The sequence below is a fragment of the Roseibium aggregatum genome, from assembly GCF_017309185.1.
Classification (GTDB): domain Bacteria; phylum Pseudomonadota; class Alphaproteobacteria; order Rhizobiales; family Stappiaceae; genus Roseibium; species Roseibium aggregatum_B.
The window spans coordinates 443,518-458,974 of sequence record NZ_JAEKJZ010000002.1 but is presented as its reverse complement, the minus strand read 5'-3'; the positions used below and the strand labels follow the sequence as shown (position 1 = coordinate 458,974).

13 protein-coding genes are annotated in these 15,457 nt (G+C 62.3%); 2 read left to right on the top strand and 11 right to left on the bottom strand.

Annotation, left to right across the window (positions count from 1 at the left end; all coding sequences use genetic code 11):
* Positions 1-13: 13 nt before the first annotated feature.
* Positions 14-739, bottom strand: a complete 726-nt coding sequence (locus JF539_RS14290; RefSeq protein WP_207141338.1) for a transporter substrate-binding domain-containing protein — start codon at positions 737-739, stop codon at positions 14-16.
* A 61-nt stretch (positions 740-800) separates the two neighbouring features.
* Between JF539_RS14290 and JF539_RS14285 the strand changes: the two genes are divergently transcribed.
* On the top strand, positions 801-1,694 hold the full coding sequence (locus tag JF539_RS14285; RefSeq protein ID WP_207141337.1) for a LysR family transcriptional regulator: 894 nt from the start codon (positions 801-803) through the stop codon (positions 1,692-1,694).
* Here the strand turns inward: JF539_RS14285 and JF539_RS14280 are convergent.
* The 5 genes from JF539_RS14280 to JF539_RS14260 form a co-directional block, all read right to left on the bottom strand.
* A complete protein-coding gene (locus tag JF539_RS14280; RefSeq protein ID WP_207141336.1) occupies positions 1,688-3,373 on the bottom strand; it encodes a thiamine pyrophosphate-binding protein in 1,686 nt (561 codons plus the stop codon). The genes JF539_RS14285 and JF539_RS14280 overlap by 7 nt on opposite strands.
* Entirely contained in the window at positions 3,370-4,485 is a 1,116-nt protein-coding gene (locus JF539_RS14275; protein ID WP_207141335.1) for a 4-oxalomesaconate tautomerase, read from the bottom strand. Before JF539_RS14275 ends, JF539_RS14280 begins: the two co-directional genes overlap by 4 nt.
* Positions 4,482-6,497, bottom strand: coding sequence for a tripartite tricarboxylate transporter permease (locus tag JF539_RS14270; RefSeq protein WP_207141334.1), 2,016 nt, complete (start codon positions 6,495-6,497; stop codon positions 4,482-4,484). The genes JF539_RS14275 and JF539_RS14270 overlap by 4 nt, the downstream gene beginning before the upstream one ends.
* Before the next feature lie 54 nt (positions 6,498-6,551).
* Complete coding sequence (locus JF539_RS14265; RefSeq protein WP_207141333.1) at positions 6,552-7,649, bottom strand: tripartite tricarboxylate transporter substrate-binding protein; 1,098 nt, start codon at positions 7,647-7,649, stop codon at positions 6,552-6,554.
* A 198-nt stretch (positions 7,650-7,847) separates the two neighbouring features.
* Complete coding sequence (locus JF539_RS14260) at positions 7,848-8,735, bottom strand: NAD(P)-dependent oxidoreductase (protein ID WP_207141332.1); 888 nt, start codon at positions 8,733-8,735, stop codon at positions 7,848-7,850.
* A 188-nt stretch (positions 8,736-8,923) separates the two neighbouring features.
* Between JF539_RS14260 and JF539_RS14255 the strand changes: the two genes are divergently transcribed.
* On the top strand, positions 8,924-9,898 hold the full coding sequence (locus JF539_RS14255) for a D-2-hydroxyacid dehydrogenase family protein (RefSeq protein ID WP_207141331.1): 975 nt from the start codon (positions 8,924-8,926) through the stop codon (positions 9,896-9,898).
* An 80-nt stretch (positions 9,899-9,978) separates the two neighbouring features.
* On the opposite strand, the gene JF539_RS14250 is transcribed toward JF539_RS14255, so the two are convergent.
* The 5 genes from JF539_RS14250 to JF539_RS14230 all read right to left on the bottom strand — a co-directional run bounded on the left by JF539_RS14250 (position 9,979) and on the right by JF539_RS14230 (position 15,309).
* Positions 9,979-10,713, bottom strand: coding sequence for a YrhK family protein (locus tag JF539_RS14250; protein WP_207141330.1), 735 nt, complete (start codon positions 10,711-10,713; stop codon positions 9,979-9,981).
* A gap of 81 nt (positions 10,714-10,794) precedes the next feature.
* Positions 10,795-11,112: a hypothetical protein gene (locus JF539_RS14245; protein WP_207141329.1), complete on the bottom strand. Its 318-nt coding sequence runs from the start codon at positions 11,110-11,112 to the stop codon at positions 10,795-10,797.
* Between the two features lie 4 nt (positions 11,113-11,116).
* Positions 11,117-12,454: an acyclic terpene utilization AtuA family protein gene (locus JF539_RS14240; RefSeq protein WP_207141328.1), complete on the bottom strand. Its 1,338-nt coding sequence runs from the start codon at positions 12,452-12,454 to the stop codon at positions 11,117-11,119.
* Positions 12,451-14,316, bottom strand: a complete 1,866-nt coding sequence (locus JF539_RS14235) for a TRAP transporter permease (protein ID WP_207141327.1) — start codon at positions 14,314-14,316, stop codon at positions 12,451-12,453. Before JF539_RS14235 ends, JF539_RS14240 begins: the two co-directional genes overlap by 4 nt.
* Before the next feature lie 27 nt (positions 14,317-14,343).
* Positions 14,344-15,309 carry a TAXI family TRAP transporter solute-binding subunit gene (locus tag JF539_RS14230; protein ID WP_207141326.1) on the bottom strand — a complete coding sequence of 322 codons (966 nt, stop codon included), beginning with the start codon at positions 15,307-15,309 and terminating at the stop codon, positions 14,344-14,346.
* Positions 15,310-15,457 lie beyond the last annotated feature (148 nt).

Below are 15,457 nucleotides of genomic sequence, written 5' to 3'. Positions count from 1 at the left end.
CAGACGTCCGATGCTAGGGCGCCACGGAAAGCCCGTTTGCGCCGTGCCGGTCGATGAACTCCCGGATCTTGCCGGAAGACTTGAGATCGTCGACCGCTTTCTGAAGCCAGGGCAGGGCTGCCGCGTTCCTCGTCGGCGTTCCAACCGCCTGTCTTACGGAAGTGAATGCATCTTCCAGCAGGCGGCAGTCAGGACATCCGGCCATGTCTCTGGAAAGGCCCGACCGCAATCCGGCAAGGGCTTCAAGACCTTGTTCGCGAAACACCTGAAACGGATCGCTGCCAGGGTCGACGAGAACGAGACGGGCCCGCGTGAAGTTACGCTGGAGCCAGAGGCCGTAGGCCGTTCGATCCTTGACCGCGATGCGGATGTCCGGGCGGTCGAGTTCGGCTGCGCGGGTATGGGAAACGGTCGCGCGGACCAGAAAGGTTGCCTGGATCTCGCAATAGGGACTTGTGAAGGAAATCGTCTTGGCCCGCTCCGGTTCCGCACCGATATTGCCAATATCCCACTCGTTCCTGTCCGCGGCATCCGCGACAGCGCCGGGAGACGGGTAGGGCACGTAGGTGACGGGAACGCCAAGGCGGTCGGCGATTGCCTTGCCGACATCAGGCGACACGCCGAACGGATTTCCTTCCTCGTCGGTCCCGCTGACCAGCAGCTTGTTGGACATGTTGATGCCGACGCGCAGGGTAGAGGAAGGCGCGAGCAGGGCCGCGATGTCTGACGTTGGGTTCATTCGTTCCTCCTGCGTCGGGTGAGACGATTAAAGCGGCTTTTTGGGAGAGGAGCAGCCGTTCATGAGAACAGACTATCTGGGTCTTGAGGCATTTGTTGCCGTTGCCGAACTGGGAAGCTTCGGCAAGGCGGCGTCCTATCTGAACCTGTCGCAGACCGCGCTCAGCCACCGGATCCGCAAACTGGAGGCGGATCTTGGCGTGCAACTCATCGTGCGGACCACCAGGGAAGTGTCGCTGACGAAGGAGGGGCAGAAACTTCTTCCCCAGGTCCGCCGCGACCTGCGCCAGCTGGCCGATGCCTATTCGGGCCTGCGGCAGCGGGGACGGGCCAAACAGGAAGAGCTCAGCTTCGCCTGTCTGCCGACCTTCGCCTATTGTTATCTGTCTTCCATCTTGAAAACATTCTCTTGCGAATGTCCGAATGTGAGCGTTCAGCTTGAAGACCAGCCTGTGGCGCGGATCTACGAGCTTGTGCAGGAAGGCGAGGTCGAGTTCGGCATATCCGTCGTCGGAGCGCGGCATTGGGATCTGGACATAGAGGAGATCTACACAGAACCCTATGTTCTCCTGGTGCCTTGCGATCATCCGCTCGCCTCCAGAGACAGCATCACCCGGGCCGATCTTTCCGGCCTCGATTTCGTCCGCATCAAGACCCAGTCGACCAACCGCAAACTGATCGACGAAGCCCTGGGCGAACACAGCTCGGAATTCGTCTGGCGTTACGAGGTTCAGAATTCCGCCATGGCCATGCGCCTTGTCGCGGAAGGGGTGGCGCTGACCGTATTGCCGTCGCTGACGTCCGGTCTCTTCGGGGCGCAGCTCAAGGCACTTCCCTTTTCCGACGTGAAAATGCAGAGAACGCTTGGGGTCGTGACCCGCAAGGGGCTTCCGCTTTCGCGCCCGGCCACCCGGCTTCTGGAGATCATCCGGGCCTGCCTCAGGGACAATCACTGAACCGGGCTGGATACCGGAAGTTTCGGATGGGCCCGCTGAATGACAGGCGAGACCACCTTGTCGGAGATCGGAATATCCCAGACCGCCACGCCGCCCCCGGACTGAAAGGCACGGACAAGCTCCGGCAGAGATCCCAGGTTATCGACCGTTTGCCCCGCCACACCGAAGCCGCGGGCGATGGCGGCGAGATCGGTACGGCCGAAAACAGCCCCTTCGTCCGAGAGGCCCTCGGCACGCAGCTTGTGAATTTCCGATCCGTAGGCACCGTCGTTCAGGACGATGATCAGAATTTTCATCTTGTGGCGCCATATGGTTTCCAGTTCCTGGATGTGCATGAGCAGGCTGCCGTCGCCGTCAAAGAGCGCAATTGTATCGTCCGGGTGAGCCGCCGCGACGCCCATGGCGAAGGAAATGCCGTTTCCGATCGCTCCGAATTCCCGGATCGTCAGAAACTTCTCGTAGGGACGCGAAGGCATCTGCGCGAAAAAGTAGGAACAGTGCCCGGAGGAATTCACGATTTGCCAGTCGGCGGGCAGCGCCGCCTCCAGGGCGGTTACCGCGTCCCGGGGATCGTGAACGTTCGGTTCGATGGCGAATTCCGTGTCGTCCGCGGGGGCCGTTGCGATGCGCCGCGCCAGAGCGGGGCTCCGCCAGTCCGGAACCCGTTGCCTGAGAGACTCGCTCAGGGCCGAAGCTCCGAGTTTCGCGTCCGCGCGCAGATGGGCTTCCGCCGCAAGGCGTCCCTGGCTGACGGAAACCGGATCGGTGTCGATCTGCAGCACCTTGGCCTTGGGCCAGAGCTTGCCTCCGTCCGAATTGTGATGGGCCAGGGAGCAGCCGACGGCGATCACCAGGTCCGCCTCCGAAAAGCACTCCCTGCCGACGCGGTTTGAAAACCCTCCCGCGATATTGAGCGAATAGGGATCATCGTGAAACAGACCGCGCGCTGGAAGCGTGGTCGCCAGCAGACCGTCGCAACGTGCAGCCAGCGCCCGGCAGGCCGCGGCGGCGCCCGCTTCGGCCGCGCCCATGCCGGCCATCACGATGATGCGTCTGGAGCTCTCCACCAGTTCGGCGGCCTGTTCCAGGTCGTCTTCATTGGGAGGAACGGGGGACAGCCTTGGCTGAATTTGCCGCGCGGGGACCGGCAGTTCCAGCTGTCCGGGCCAGGACCGGGCCTGGAGATCGAACGGGACGCCGAGGACGACCGGCCGCCGTTCTCTGCGGGCTTGCAGAAAGGAATCTCTGGTGGCTTCCGCCATTCTTTCGGGCAGATGAAGCGGCAGATAGGCGGCGCCGGTTGCGGTAATGAAGGGGGCGTGGTCGATACCCTGATTGTACCAGGCATTCTTCAAGGGGGCCTCGCCGGCGAATATCACCAGCGGCAGGCGCGCGCGAACGGCGGCGGGCAAGGCCGTCATGAGCTGGGTCAGTCCGGGCCCGCAGGTCACCGTCGCCACCCCTGTCTCCCCGGTCTTGCGAGCATAGGCCATGGCCGCCGCCGCCGCGCAATGTTCGTGACGGACGTAGATCATCCGACAGCCGGCGTCCGCCAGACGGGTTGCCCAGGCCATGTTGGCATCTCCAAGGAGGGCGAAGCAGGTCGAAACGCCTTCGTTGATGAAAACACGCGCCAGCATGTCGTATATCCGGTGGCCGTGGTCCGCTTTATCATTCATTGCGTAATCTCCCGAGTGTCGTTCGAGCCGGCGAGAGCGTTCTCCGGAACCATGACTTCGCCGCGGGCAATCAGCCGTGCCGTTCGCACCAAACCGGCAGAGATAAATTTCACGCCGCTTTCCGTTCGCTCAAAGGTCACCGTGACTTCCATCAACCCGGCGGGATGCTCGATCGAAAGCAGGGCGGGCGAGGCTGTCACGGGGCGCGCGATCCCCTCCGCAATGGAACCGGGAATGAGCGAACAGGCCGCGAGACATTGCGAGCCGGTAACGGCCAGCGTTGGATGACATTTCCAGGGCATGAAATAGCGTGTGCTGAAATGCCCGCCCGAGCGGGCTTCCGAGATCAGCCCGAATTTCGGAACTACCGAAGAGCTGACATCTCCGAGGCCCATTTTCCGTCCTGCCTCCAGCCTGACGGTTTCGATCTGCTTCAAAAGGCTGGCGTTGGCATCCAGTTCGGAGGGCAACTCATATCCGGTGACGCCGAAATCCCCGGCCCGGCCGATCACCATGGGCATTGCCACGTCGACGCAACTGACTTCGTAACCTTCGATGGTCTCACAGGCCTTGGTTGTCGGCAGAAGCGCGCCCGTCCGCGAGCCGACCACGTCGAGAAAATTCAATGCCACCGGTGCGGCGCCACCCGGAACGCCGGCGATGGCGATGTCACCTTCGTAGTTGACCCTGCCGCCGGGCGTCTGTACCAGCGCTTCGACCTGGGCACCGGTGTTGACCGAGTGAATGCGGACGGGTGTCTGGTCTCCGGCGGGAGGAACGATGCCCATCTCAATGGCTGCGGGGCCGACGCCGACAAGGATATTGCCGCAGGTCGGCGAATAGTCGACGAACTGGTCCTCGACGCTGACCTGAGCGAAGAAATAGTCGACATCCGCGCCCGGGCGTTCCGACGGACTGAGCATGGCAACCTTGGTGGTCACCGCCGTTCCGCCTCCGAGACCGTCAATGTTGGTGGAACAGCCCGAACCGACCACCGAAATCAGAACCTGGGACAGCCGGTCCAGGTCTGCCGGGAGATCCTTACGCTGAAAATAGGGACCTCTTGAGGTTCCGCCGCGCATGAAGAGGAAGGGAACGGCTTTCTGTGTCATGTCAGTGGCCATGGCAGGTTGACGTAGGATTGCAGAAGCCCGGGTGGGAAGTCCCGGCCGAGCAGTCCGCCGAGCAGGCAGATGAAGGCGATCGCAGCGGTGGTTAGAATGAAGGTGGTCAACCAGCTGACCGCGGCGCGGATGCGCAGGAATGCGAGGAAAAAGACCGTCAGGGCGATGATGAAGCCGAAAAGGGCGGACAGGAGAAGCAGGAAGCCGAACCAGGCCAGAGTTGCCCAGAGCCCGTGGGGAGCTTGTCCGTCTTCGCCGCCGCGTTCGTAGTCGGTGAAGACCGGGTCGGTTTCGGGCGACAGCATCATGCGTACCAGAAGTGCCAGGCAGCCGGCCAGCGACACGGCGCCGATCGTCAGCGGAAAGATCTTGTCGCTCACAAGACTGATGGAGGCCGCGTTGAAAAAGGCCGCCAGCAGATAACCGGTAACGCACAGGAGAAAGACGATCGGTGCCTTCTTGCCACCGTGAACTGGATGGCCGTTGCCGAGAATATGCTTGCTTTGACGGATACCGATGACAACGGAAAGTACCGTCAGGGTCAGGATGATGAGAACGATCGGAGAGGCAATATACTGGATGCCTGCCTCGAACGATTGGCGGAATTTCGCGCCCGCGATCTGATTGGCCATGTTCGAGAAGTTTTCGGCCTGGTGGGAGAGCACGAAGCCGATCAGAAAAGCGGGGCGCGACCAGTCGAAACGGCGCAGGAAAATCCCGATGACACCGATCGCCATGAGAGAGACGAGATCGCCGAGGGACTGGCGCGACTGGAAGGCCGCGAAGGCGATCACCATGAACAGGAAAGGGGCGACGAGTGTGAAGCGTATCGTCGTCAGCTTGGCAATCTGACCGGAAAGGACGATGCACAATCCGGCGCCGATGACATTTGCAAGCGCCAGCGACCAGACAATCGTGTAGGTGAGGTCAAGTTCGTAACGGACCATGTGCGGTCCGGCATCGTAGCCGAGAAGAGCGAGCCCGCCGAGAAAGACGGCCATGCTCCCGGACCCGGGGATGCCGAAAATCAGCGTCGGCACCAGGCCGCCGCCTTCCTTCGCGTTATTTGACGATTCCGGACCGATCACGCCCCGGATATCGCCCTTGCCGAACTGTGACTTGTCCTTGGAGGTCTGGACAGTGGCGCCATAGGCGATCCAGTCGACCACCGAACCGCCGAGCCCGGGGATCACGCCGACAGTGACGCCGATCAGGGAACACCGCACGGACAGCCAGAAATTGGAGAGCCAGTCCTTGAGCCCGTGAAGCCAGCCCTTGCCCAGCCCGCCGGTCCTGGAAATCGCCCGATCCTGGCGCAAGAGCGCGACAATTTCGGGAATGGCGAAGATGCCCAGACCGACAATGACCAGAGAGAAACCGTCGATCAGATACGGAACGTCATAGGTCGACATGCGCAGGGATCCGCCGGCACCGGCTTCGCCAACCGTCCCCACCATCAGGCCGAGGCCGGCCGCGACGATCCCTTTCAGCGCAATGCGCCCGGCCAGAACCGCAACCATGGACAGGCCGAGCAGGGTGATCATCAGCATTTCCGGCAGGCCGAAGGCCAGCACCAGCGGTCGCGCGATCAAGATGAAAAAGGTCAGGACGGAGGCGCCCAACAGGCCGCCGAAAAGAGACGACACGAAGGCGGCGGAAAGTGCTCTGGCCGCCTCGCCCTTCCTGGCGAGGGGAAATCCGTCGAGAACCGTGGCCTGGCTTGCCGTGGATCCCGGAATTCCAAGCAGAACGGATGCGAAGGTGTCCGAAGTCGGAACGACGGCGATCAGGCCGACCATGAGCGCAAGACCGGAGACCGGATCCATGCCGAACATGAAAGGCAGAACGAGGCTCAGGCCTGCGATGCCTCCGAGACCCGGAAAGACGCCGACCGATAGCCCGAGCAGCACGCCGATCAGAAGAAATCCCAACTGGGCGGGCTGGAAGATGAGCGACAATGCTTCCCCCAGCGCCGGTAGCGCGGTTGCGACCAGTTCCATAATTATCCTGTAGTCAATGAGGGGCGGGTTCCGCCCAGACGGAACCCGCGGGACTTATTTCAGCGAAACGCCGTAGTCGGTTTCAAGCCAGTCAACCACATAGGTTTTCGCTTCGGCCGGGACATTGGTCGCCAGTTTCTTGGCCTTGTCGGCGGCAGTGCCCGTCATTTGCGGGTAAACGCCCAGGGTTACGGACGAGATTTCCTTGAAATCGGGGCGTGCGATGATGTCCTTGAAAGCCTTCTCGTAGGCGGCAACCACGTCCTCGGACGCGGTTTGAGGCAAGAATACCATTTTCTGAGCCGGGAACCCGGCAATGAAGAAGGCCTTCCAGGCCTCCCAGGCGGTGCCTGAGGTTTCGCAGCCCTCGGTCGCTTCGCAGACTTCCTTGAAGGTTGGAATGTCCGGGAAGGTCGGGTCCCGCACGATGTTGCCGTCCTCGTCCAGTCCGCCCCAGGTCATCATCGGGACCGCCCTGCCGGCCTCCACCATCGGCACGACACTCTTCAGATAGGCCGGTGAGGTCTGATAGTCGATGTTGGCTTCGCCCCGCTCGAACATCAGGCGGCCCGCGCCGCGTCCTTCGACACCGAAGACCGGCTGGACGTTCATGCCCAGCATCTTCCAGGCAAGATTGGCCACCAGATCGAGGCGAGTCGCTCCCTGGCTTCCCCAGATGAACTCTATGTCCTTGAGATCGTTCGCGTCGCCGTCGAACTTCCTGGCGATATCGGGCGGCAGATAGGCAACGCCGCCAACGCCCGAGGCCAGCACGACCTGCCAGTCGTTGTATTCATATTTCACGCGCGGATCGTTGAGCAGATAGGGAAACTGGGTCGAGCCGGACGATCCGAAGATCACTGTGCCGTCATCGGTCGTCTGACGCTGAAACCAGTTTGCGCCCTTCGTGGAGCCCGCGCCGGGCCGATAGCGCACGACAACCGTCGGTTTGCCGGGCAGGGCTTCGCTTAACAGCGGTGCGAAGAAGTTGGCCCAGCGGGCGGAGCCGCCGGATTCCGCAAACGGGATTACGAATTCGACCGTTTTTCCCGAAAAATCGGCTTCCGCCTGTGACGAAGTCGAGATGCCTGCCAGTGACACGCCGGCGAGCAAGGCCGCGAGACCGCGGCCAAGTGCATTCGTGAAGCTCATGATTTCCTCCCAGAGTCATGCTTCAGTGCTTCCTTGTCCGCCCGGAAATTTTTTCGGTTCAGACAGGGAAAAGCGCTTGGATCCTCAGGCTGGCATAGGGAAAATACTTAGACAAATTCGTTTATCGGAACGATTGATGAATTTCCTGCATCACTGAAACACCTCCCGGCATTCGCAGCAGAACATCAAGCCTCGGTATCAGCTCGACCGAATGTGTGGCAGCAAGGCATGCGCGATCGTTTCCGGATTTATCTGTCTGGCGTTTTCAGGGGCGGGAACGTCGGCTGCGGCGAGCTTGCGCTGCCATTTGACGGTTGACGTGACCATATCCGACGGCAAGCCAAGGTCCTGAAGCGTCCTGGCGACTTCTTCCATCTCGGCGGCGCGCCGGGCGCCATGCACCATGGAGCGCTCGAAATTGTAGAACGTTTGCGCGGGCCAGTCGGTACCGGGATGACTTTTCAGGAGGGAGGCGAAAACCTCATCCTGCACACCGGCGGCAACGGCGGCGAGCGTGCACTCGGCCGTCAGCGCCTCGAGCCCCTTCACCATGATTGACCTGATCATCTTGATGGAAGACGCGGCGCCGATGTCGCCCGGAACGACGCGGGGCGACATGGGAAGTCCGGCGAGCCGGGGAGCGATCTCATCGGCATGCGGTCCGGCGACCAGCAAAGGCACCCTGTTCAGTTTGGGATAGACAGGCGCCATGACCGCCACATCGACATACTGTCCTCCTGCGGCTTCGATCAGACCGGCGGATTTCACCTTGGAGGAGGGCGCGCAGGAATTGAGATCCAGCCACACCTGGCCCGCCTTCAGGAATGGTGATGCTGCGCGCGCGGCCTCGGTGGCCTGATCCGCAGTGACGGTGGATAAAACCAGATCCGCGTCTTGGAGAGCCTCTTGAGGGGTATCGCAAGGCCAGACGCCGAATTTCGAACACCGGTCTACAATTTCGCCGCGCGTCGAAGGATCGTCCAGCTTGATGTCGTAGGTAAAGACCTCGTGGCGTGATGGTCCCCAACCGCTCACAATCGCGCTGGCCGCTTCGCCGAAGCCGATGAATGTGATTTTTTCGCTCATTTTCTCCCCCCTGGAACACTCCGAACCCGTCCGTTTATAGGAAGCAAAAGGCCGGCCTGTCTGGGTCGAGGAGCGTGATGGACGCAAAATCAATAGGCGCGAACCAATATTGAATAGCTTTGATTTGCTGAGGTCATTAGCCTTCGGCAAATCAGAAGAGAAAAACGCCAGAACCGGGGAGGGCAGGCGTGAAACTTGCGATACTTGACGATTACTTCGATACGCTGAGAACCTTACCGTGTTTTTCGAAGCTTGAAGGCCAGGAGGTCACGGTCTTCAACGATCGAGCCGAGAGTACGGATGAGCTCGTCGAAAGGCTCCAGGACTTCGACGCGGTCGTGTTGTTCCGCGAGCGCACGAAAGTGACCAAGGAGCTTCTGGACCGGTTGCCCAAACTGAAACTTATCAGCCAGCGCAGCGGCTATCCCCATGTGGATATGGAGGCCTGCACGGCAAATGGCGTGCTGCTGTGTTCAAATATGCATGCCGGCACACCGTCCTATGCCGCCGCCGAACATACCCTCGCGTTGATCCTGGCGAGCGCCAGACAGATCCCGGCGCAGATGGCTTCCCTGAGGGAGGGAGCGTGGCAGATGGGAGTCGGCAAGACGCTGCGTGGGAGGACGCTCGGTCTTTACGGCTATGGCCGTATCGGCGGGGCCGTCGCCGGTTACGCGAAGGCTTTGGGCATGAAGGTCGTCTATTGGGCCTCGGAGACCTCGCGGGAACGGGCGCGGCAGGACGGTGAGACGGTCGCGGAAAGCCGCGAGGCGTTTTTCTCCGGGTGCGATGTTGTCAGCCTGCATCTGCGTCTCGTGCCGACAACGCGTGGCATCGTGACCGAGAATGACCTTGCCGCGATGAAACCGGGTTCGATTTTCGTCAATACCTCGCGTGCCGGACTTATCCGGGAGGGCGCCCTCCTGGAAGGGCTCAACGCGGGCCGTCCGGGCTTTGCCGCGATCGACGTGTTCGACAAGGAGCCGGTGACCGATCCCGGGGATCCGCTGGTCAATCACCCCAATATGGTCGCCACGCCTCACATCGGCTTCGTCACGGAGGATGAATTCGAGCTGCAGTTTTCCGACATTTTCGACCAGGTGGTTGCCTATGCGGACGGCAAGCCGATCAACATGATCAATCCGGAGGTCTGTGAGGGCTGAGCCTTTGGGTCTGCAAAGGGGGGCGTTTTTCCGGTCCTGTTGCAGGACAAGGCTGAGGGTTTCACTCGGATTTCCGACGCTCAGCCTGGCGACATCCGCACCGGTTCCGCGCGCTTTACCTTGCCCCGGATAAAGACGAACGCCCGCCAGTAATTGAAAACGCCGCCCAGGAGAAACAGGAGGCTGCCCGCGACATACTGGGAGGCGAGGTAGGCATCGAGGCGGGTTTCGTCGGCGGGGTCAGCCAGGGACCAGAGATAGGGGACGGAGGCGACAGTGAAGAGGACCGAGCCGGTGACGAAGGTGATTGCGGTCAGGTTCATGAGCTGCAGGGTGACCATGTTTTCCGCCTGGACGATCTGAAGCACGTTGACGGTCGCGCCGACGACGAAAAGCAGACTGCCGAGCACGAAACACCAGGCGCCGAGATGTGCCCGGTCGACATAGGACAGAAACAGGATGCTGCCGGCGACGAACAGGATCGTACCGGCCGTGTAGGCGAGGGCCGCGCCGAGTTCCAGCCGGTCCCAGACCGTCAGTTTTTCCGTGGTGATCCGCCGGTAGCGAATGCATTCGACCAGATCGTGGCTCGTCACGGTCAGATAGAGGGCCGAGCCGGCGACGAACAGCCAGGCGCCCAGGTTCTGGTAGGCCGACAGGGACGGGTAGAACAGAATACTGCCGATGACGAAGATCAACCCGCCCAGCTTGTAGAACACGGCGTTGATCGTTTCCCAGCGGAACTGCTTTTTCAGGTCCTTGTCCTGACGGATCAGATCGTAGACCCGTGGCCGGTTGACAAACAGATGCGGCATGGCGGCGTCCGGGAAAAGGCTGCCTCCGGAAATGAGGCGGTTATCGCACTCGAAGGGCCGGTGCGCGGTTCAAACTCCCGTTCAATCGCACGCGGGGGCGTTCAAGTCCAGTTCAAGCACCGCCGAACTGAGGCATTTGCCGTGGGCGTCGAGTGCCAGAGAGCGGGTCACGCCACCCTTCAGCGCACCGTGAAGAACGAAGTTCAGGGCGCCGAGTTGAGGGAGCGAGAAGCGTTCGATCTTTTCGACCGGAAGCCAGGAAAGATGCGCGCGCAACCGCTCCGGCGTCAGTCTTTCCTGAACGAGCGGCCAGTCCTTCATGTCGTGAACGATGACGGAGACGTTGGAAATGTTGCCCTTGTCCCCGGTGCGGGAGTGAGCGATGTCGCGCAACAGCATGGGGCTAACTCTCCAGGACTTCGAGACCGGGCACGATGAGGCTTTCGGGAATGAGCGTTGACACGATGGCCACGATTTCCCGGACCGATTTGGTGACGCCGCCGCCGGCCGCCGGACCGTTCAGGTACAGGCTTTCGACTTCGTTGCCGACGCGGCCGGCCGCTTCGGCCGTCTCCGCCCTGGCGGCGAACCTGAGCCGGACTTCCCGCGCTGGCCTGCGATCGGGCTGCATGGCGCCAAGGATCGCGTCGATGCCGATCAGTTCCCCCCGGCTCTCGCGAAGGGCGGGCTGCGCGGTTGCGAGGCGTTGCTGAAGGATTTCCAGCGCCAGCTGCCCGCGCGCTTCGGCGCCTGGCCCGGCATAGGAAATCTGTCCCTCGCCGACATAAGCGTCCAGAAAGCCGAGCGAGACCTTGAGCATTCCGGTTTTCGGATGGCCTGTGGCGCCGTGCAGGCGGACCCGGTCGGGGGCTTCCTGCGCGATCAGAACGTTGGAAAAATCCGCGACCACGTCCGGCTGCAGGTAGGCTGCCGGGTCATGGACCTCGTAAAGCAATTGCTCCTTGCAGGTGGCCTCGCTCACCCTGCCGCCGGTGCCGGGGAGCTTTGTGACGGTGAAATTGCCGTCCGCGTCCACCTCGGCGATGGGAAAGCCGAGATTGGCGAGATCGGGAACGTCCTTGTAGCCGGGATCGGCGAAATAGCCTCCGGTCACCTGGCCGCCGCATTCCATCATGTGCCCGACCAGCGTTCCCCGGCCGAGCTTTTCCCAATCGTCCATCCGCCAGCCGAACTCGTGAATAAGCGGAGCAAGGAACATGGCGGGATCGGAGGCGCGGCCGGTCAGGATCACATCGGCGCCGGCTTCAAGGGCGGCGACGATCGGCGCGGCCCCCGTATAGGCATTGGCGGAGAGGAAAGGCTTCTCGAACGCGCGCAGGGTTTCGCCGGTTTCCAGGACCGTGAAATCCGTGCCGGAAACCGCGGCCAGAATGTCGTCTCCTGTGACGGCGGCGATGCGAAGTCCCCTGATGCCAAGGTCCCGGGCGATTTCCAGGGTTTTCAGCGCGGCTGCGACAGGGTTGGCCGCCCCCATGTTGGAGATGATCTTGAACCTGCGCCGTGTCTGGATCGGCAAGATCGCCCGCATGCGGGGCTCAAGCATGGGGTCGTAGCCCGCGCCCGGATCCAGACGTCGGGCCTGCTGGGCAAGCGCGATCGTTCGCTCGGCAAGACATTCGAAGACAAGGTAGTCGAGATCGCCCCTCTCGGCGAGGTCGACCGCCGGCTCGATGCGGTCGCCGGAAAAGCCGGCGCCGGTGCCAAGTCTCAGTGTCTTCATTGGGCTTGTCCGGGTGCGAGGCGGCGCGGTTTCCCGAGATGCCATGTGGCCATGAGCAGCACTCCGGCCAGGAGCGGAGCAGCGGGGAAGGGCCAGATGGCAAGCGCGATACAGGCGCTAAGGACAAGGATGTCCAGAGAGCGTATCGCGAACAGCCTCTGGCCGCTCAGGAGGGAGGGGATGGCAATCACGAGCACCAGGCCGGACAGGATCGCATTGGCGAATTCCATGACGCCGCCCTGACCGGTCATGCCTGGATATATGAGGAGCAGGAAGGGCACCACATAGGTGACCGCTCCCAGGCGTACCGCCTCGAAGGCAGCCGGGAGCCAGTTGGTCTGTGCGATGCCGGCGCCAACGAAGACCGCGACGCAGACGGGTGGCGTGATGACGGAGATGGTTGCGAAGTAGAACACGAAGAGATGGGCGGCGAGCGGGTCGATGCCCACGGCCGTCATGGCCGGAGCGAGAACGGCCGCCACCAGCACATAGGCCGCCGTCGTCGGCAGCCCCATGCCCATGATCAGGCAGACACCGCCGACGATCAGGGCGACGAGCGGCACGGAATCGCCCGCAAGCGCGACGATCAGGGAGCTCAAGGTGACGCCGATGCCGGTGAGGTTGATCATAGAAACGAGGATCTGCGCCCCGGCCAGCAGTACGCCGATGATCACCATGCCTTTGCCGGCATCGCCTATCCCCTCGAGGATCAGCCCGATCATGCGGCGAGGAGGCATCTTGCCCGCGGATGTGGCGACAAACGCGATGAGCAGCCCGACAATGCCGTAGAAGGCGGCGGTCGCAACCGAGCGGCCGAGAAAAACACCGATCCCCAATCCACCGAGGGCGGCGAGAATGGGGAGGACCCGGCGCGGCGCCCGGATCGTGGACCAGGCGGGCAGTTCGTCTTCCGGCACGAGTTTCAGGTTCTTGCGTACCGAGACGATGTGAACCGTGACGAAAACAGAGAGATAGAACAAAAGCGCCGGAACCACGGCGGCAGCGATGATCGTGACATATGAAACGCCGAGGATTTCCGCCATGACGAAGGCGGCCGCGCCCATGATCGGGGGCGCGATCTGGCCGCCGGTCGAGGCCACGGCTTCAACGGCGGCGGCAAAGGCGGGCGGATAGCCGAGCCGTTTCATCATCGGAATGGTGAAATTGCCCGTCGTCGCGACATTCGCGACTGCGGATCCTGAAATCATGCCGAACAGGCCGCTGGCGATGGTCGCGATCTTCGCCGCGCCGCCGGGCTGGCGACCGCCGAGCCGCATGGCGAGGTCCATGAAGCTTTGGCCGCCGCCGGTGTGAAGCAGCAAGGCGCCGAAGAGGACGAAGGCGGCGATCACGGTCGCGGCAACGCCGGTCAGCATGCCCCAGATGCCGAGATCGCCCAGAAAGATGGTTTCGGTGACGAAGGCCAGGTCGAAGCCCCTGTGGGCGAGCGCGCCGGGAAGACGGTCGCCGAGGAGCGCGTAAGCGAGCCCGGCGATGACCAGGGCGGGAAAGATGATCCCGACCGCCCGCCGGCCGACCTCCAGTACGGCCAGGACAAGCCCGGCCGTCAGGATCATGTCAAGCCGGGTCGCCCAGGGAAGGCTGGTCATGATCTCGTCGTAGTTGACGACGATGTAACAGCAGGCCGCCAGTGTGACACCCGCGGCCGCGAGATCGATGGCGATCCCGAGGGGACGCCAGCGTCTGCCGTGGCCGAGCGGGTAGACCGCAAGGCCGAGGCAGACCACCAGGGCCAGAAAAATCGCGCGCTGGATCAGGCTTTCGAACGGCCCGGTCGCCGCGGTGTAGAAGACGAAGGCTCCCGTCAGAAGAGCCAGTCCGTCACGAATGCGCGTCAGCACGGCGTTTCCCCTGTCCCCGGTCCGGTCTTAGTTTTTCGGCTGGAGATGCGCGGGGATGTCAATTCCCTGCTCGCGATACCATTTGGCGGCACCCGGATGCAGCGGAATGGTCGCATATTGCAGGGTCAGGTCAGCGAGGTTGACGCCCTTGACGGACGCCATGGCGGCGCCTTGAACCGAGTCATCCTCCATGATCGCCTTGACGATCTTGTAGGCGGCCTCCTCGGAGAGCTCCGGTCCCGCGGCAACGCCGACGCCGAAACTCCAGGTCGAATAGGCGGGGATGCCTTCGGCCGCGCCGGCGGGGATATCCACAAGCGACACATCCGGCATGGTCTCCGCCAGCTTCGCCTTCTGCTCATCGCTCAGGCTGAGCACCTTGATCGGGGTGAAGGTGGCGATATCGAGGGTCGACCCATCGAGTTTCAGACCGGCTCCCGATTTCACATAGCCGGCAACGCGATTGTCCTTGATCATGTCGACGACGTCCGTGGTGGACCCGCGTACGTAATCGGCGCTGAGGCCGAGCGCGTCGAATACCGCCTCGGTGGTGCTTTCCGTTGCCGACCCCTTGATACCGGGATTGAAACGAACGCCTTTCAGTTCCTCAAGGCTGCCGACTTCGGCATCCGCCCGGACGATGACGTTTTGCGGGGCGCCGGTGTAAACCCAAAGCAGGCCGAGATCCATCGGCTTGCCTTCGAACTTGTTGGTGCCGGCGGCCGCGTGCTGGGCGACGTTTGTCGTTACAAGACCGAGGTCGATCTGGCCGCGTTGGATACGGCGGAGATTGTCGAGTGTCGCGCCGGTTTCGACCACCGAGGCTTCGAGGCCATCCGCCTTTTCGTTCACCAGCTTGGCGACGGCGACGAAATAACCGTAGTGGCTCGAAGAGGCGGAAGTGGACCCGATCAGCAGCTTTTCCTGGGCCGAGGCCGGCAAGCCGAGACCGAGCGCGAGAGCGCCCGCGAGCGCGAGATGTGAAAGTCGCATGAATGTCTCCTCCCAAAGGCCCGCAAGACGGGCGGATATGTCCGGACGGGGATGCCTTTCCCGGTGACCCCCTTTTCCCAGGTCTCCGGACAGGCTTTCCCGCCTTTAAGCAAAGTGTCGCAAGACTTTTGTTGCGTGAAGTGATTTA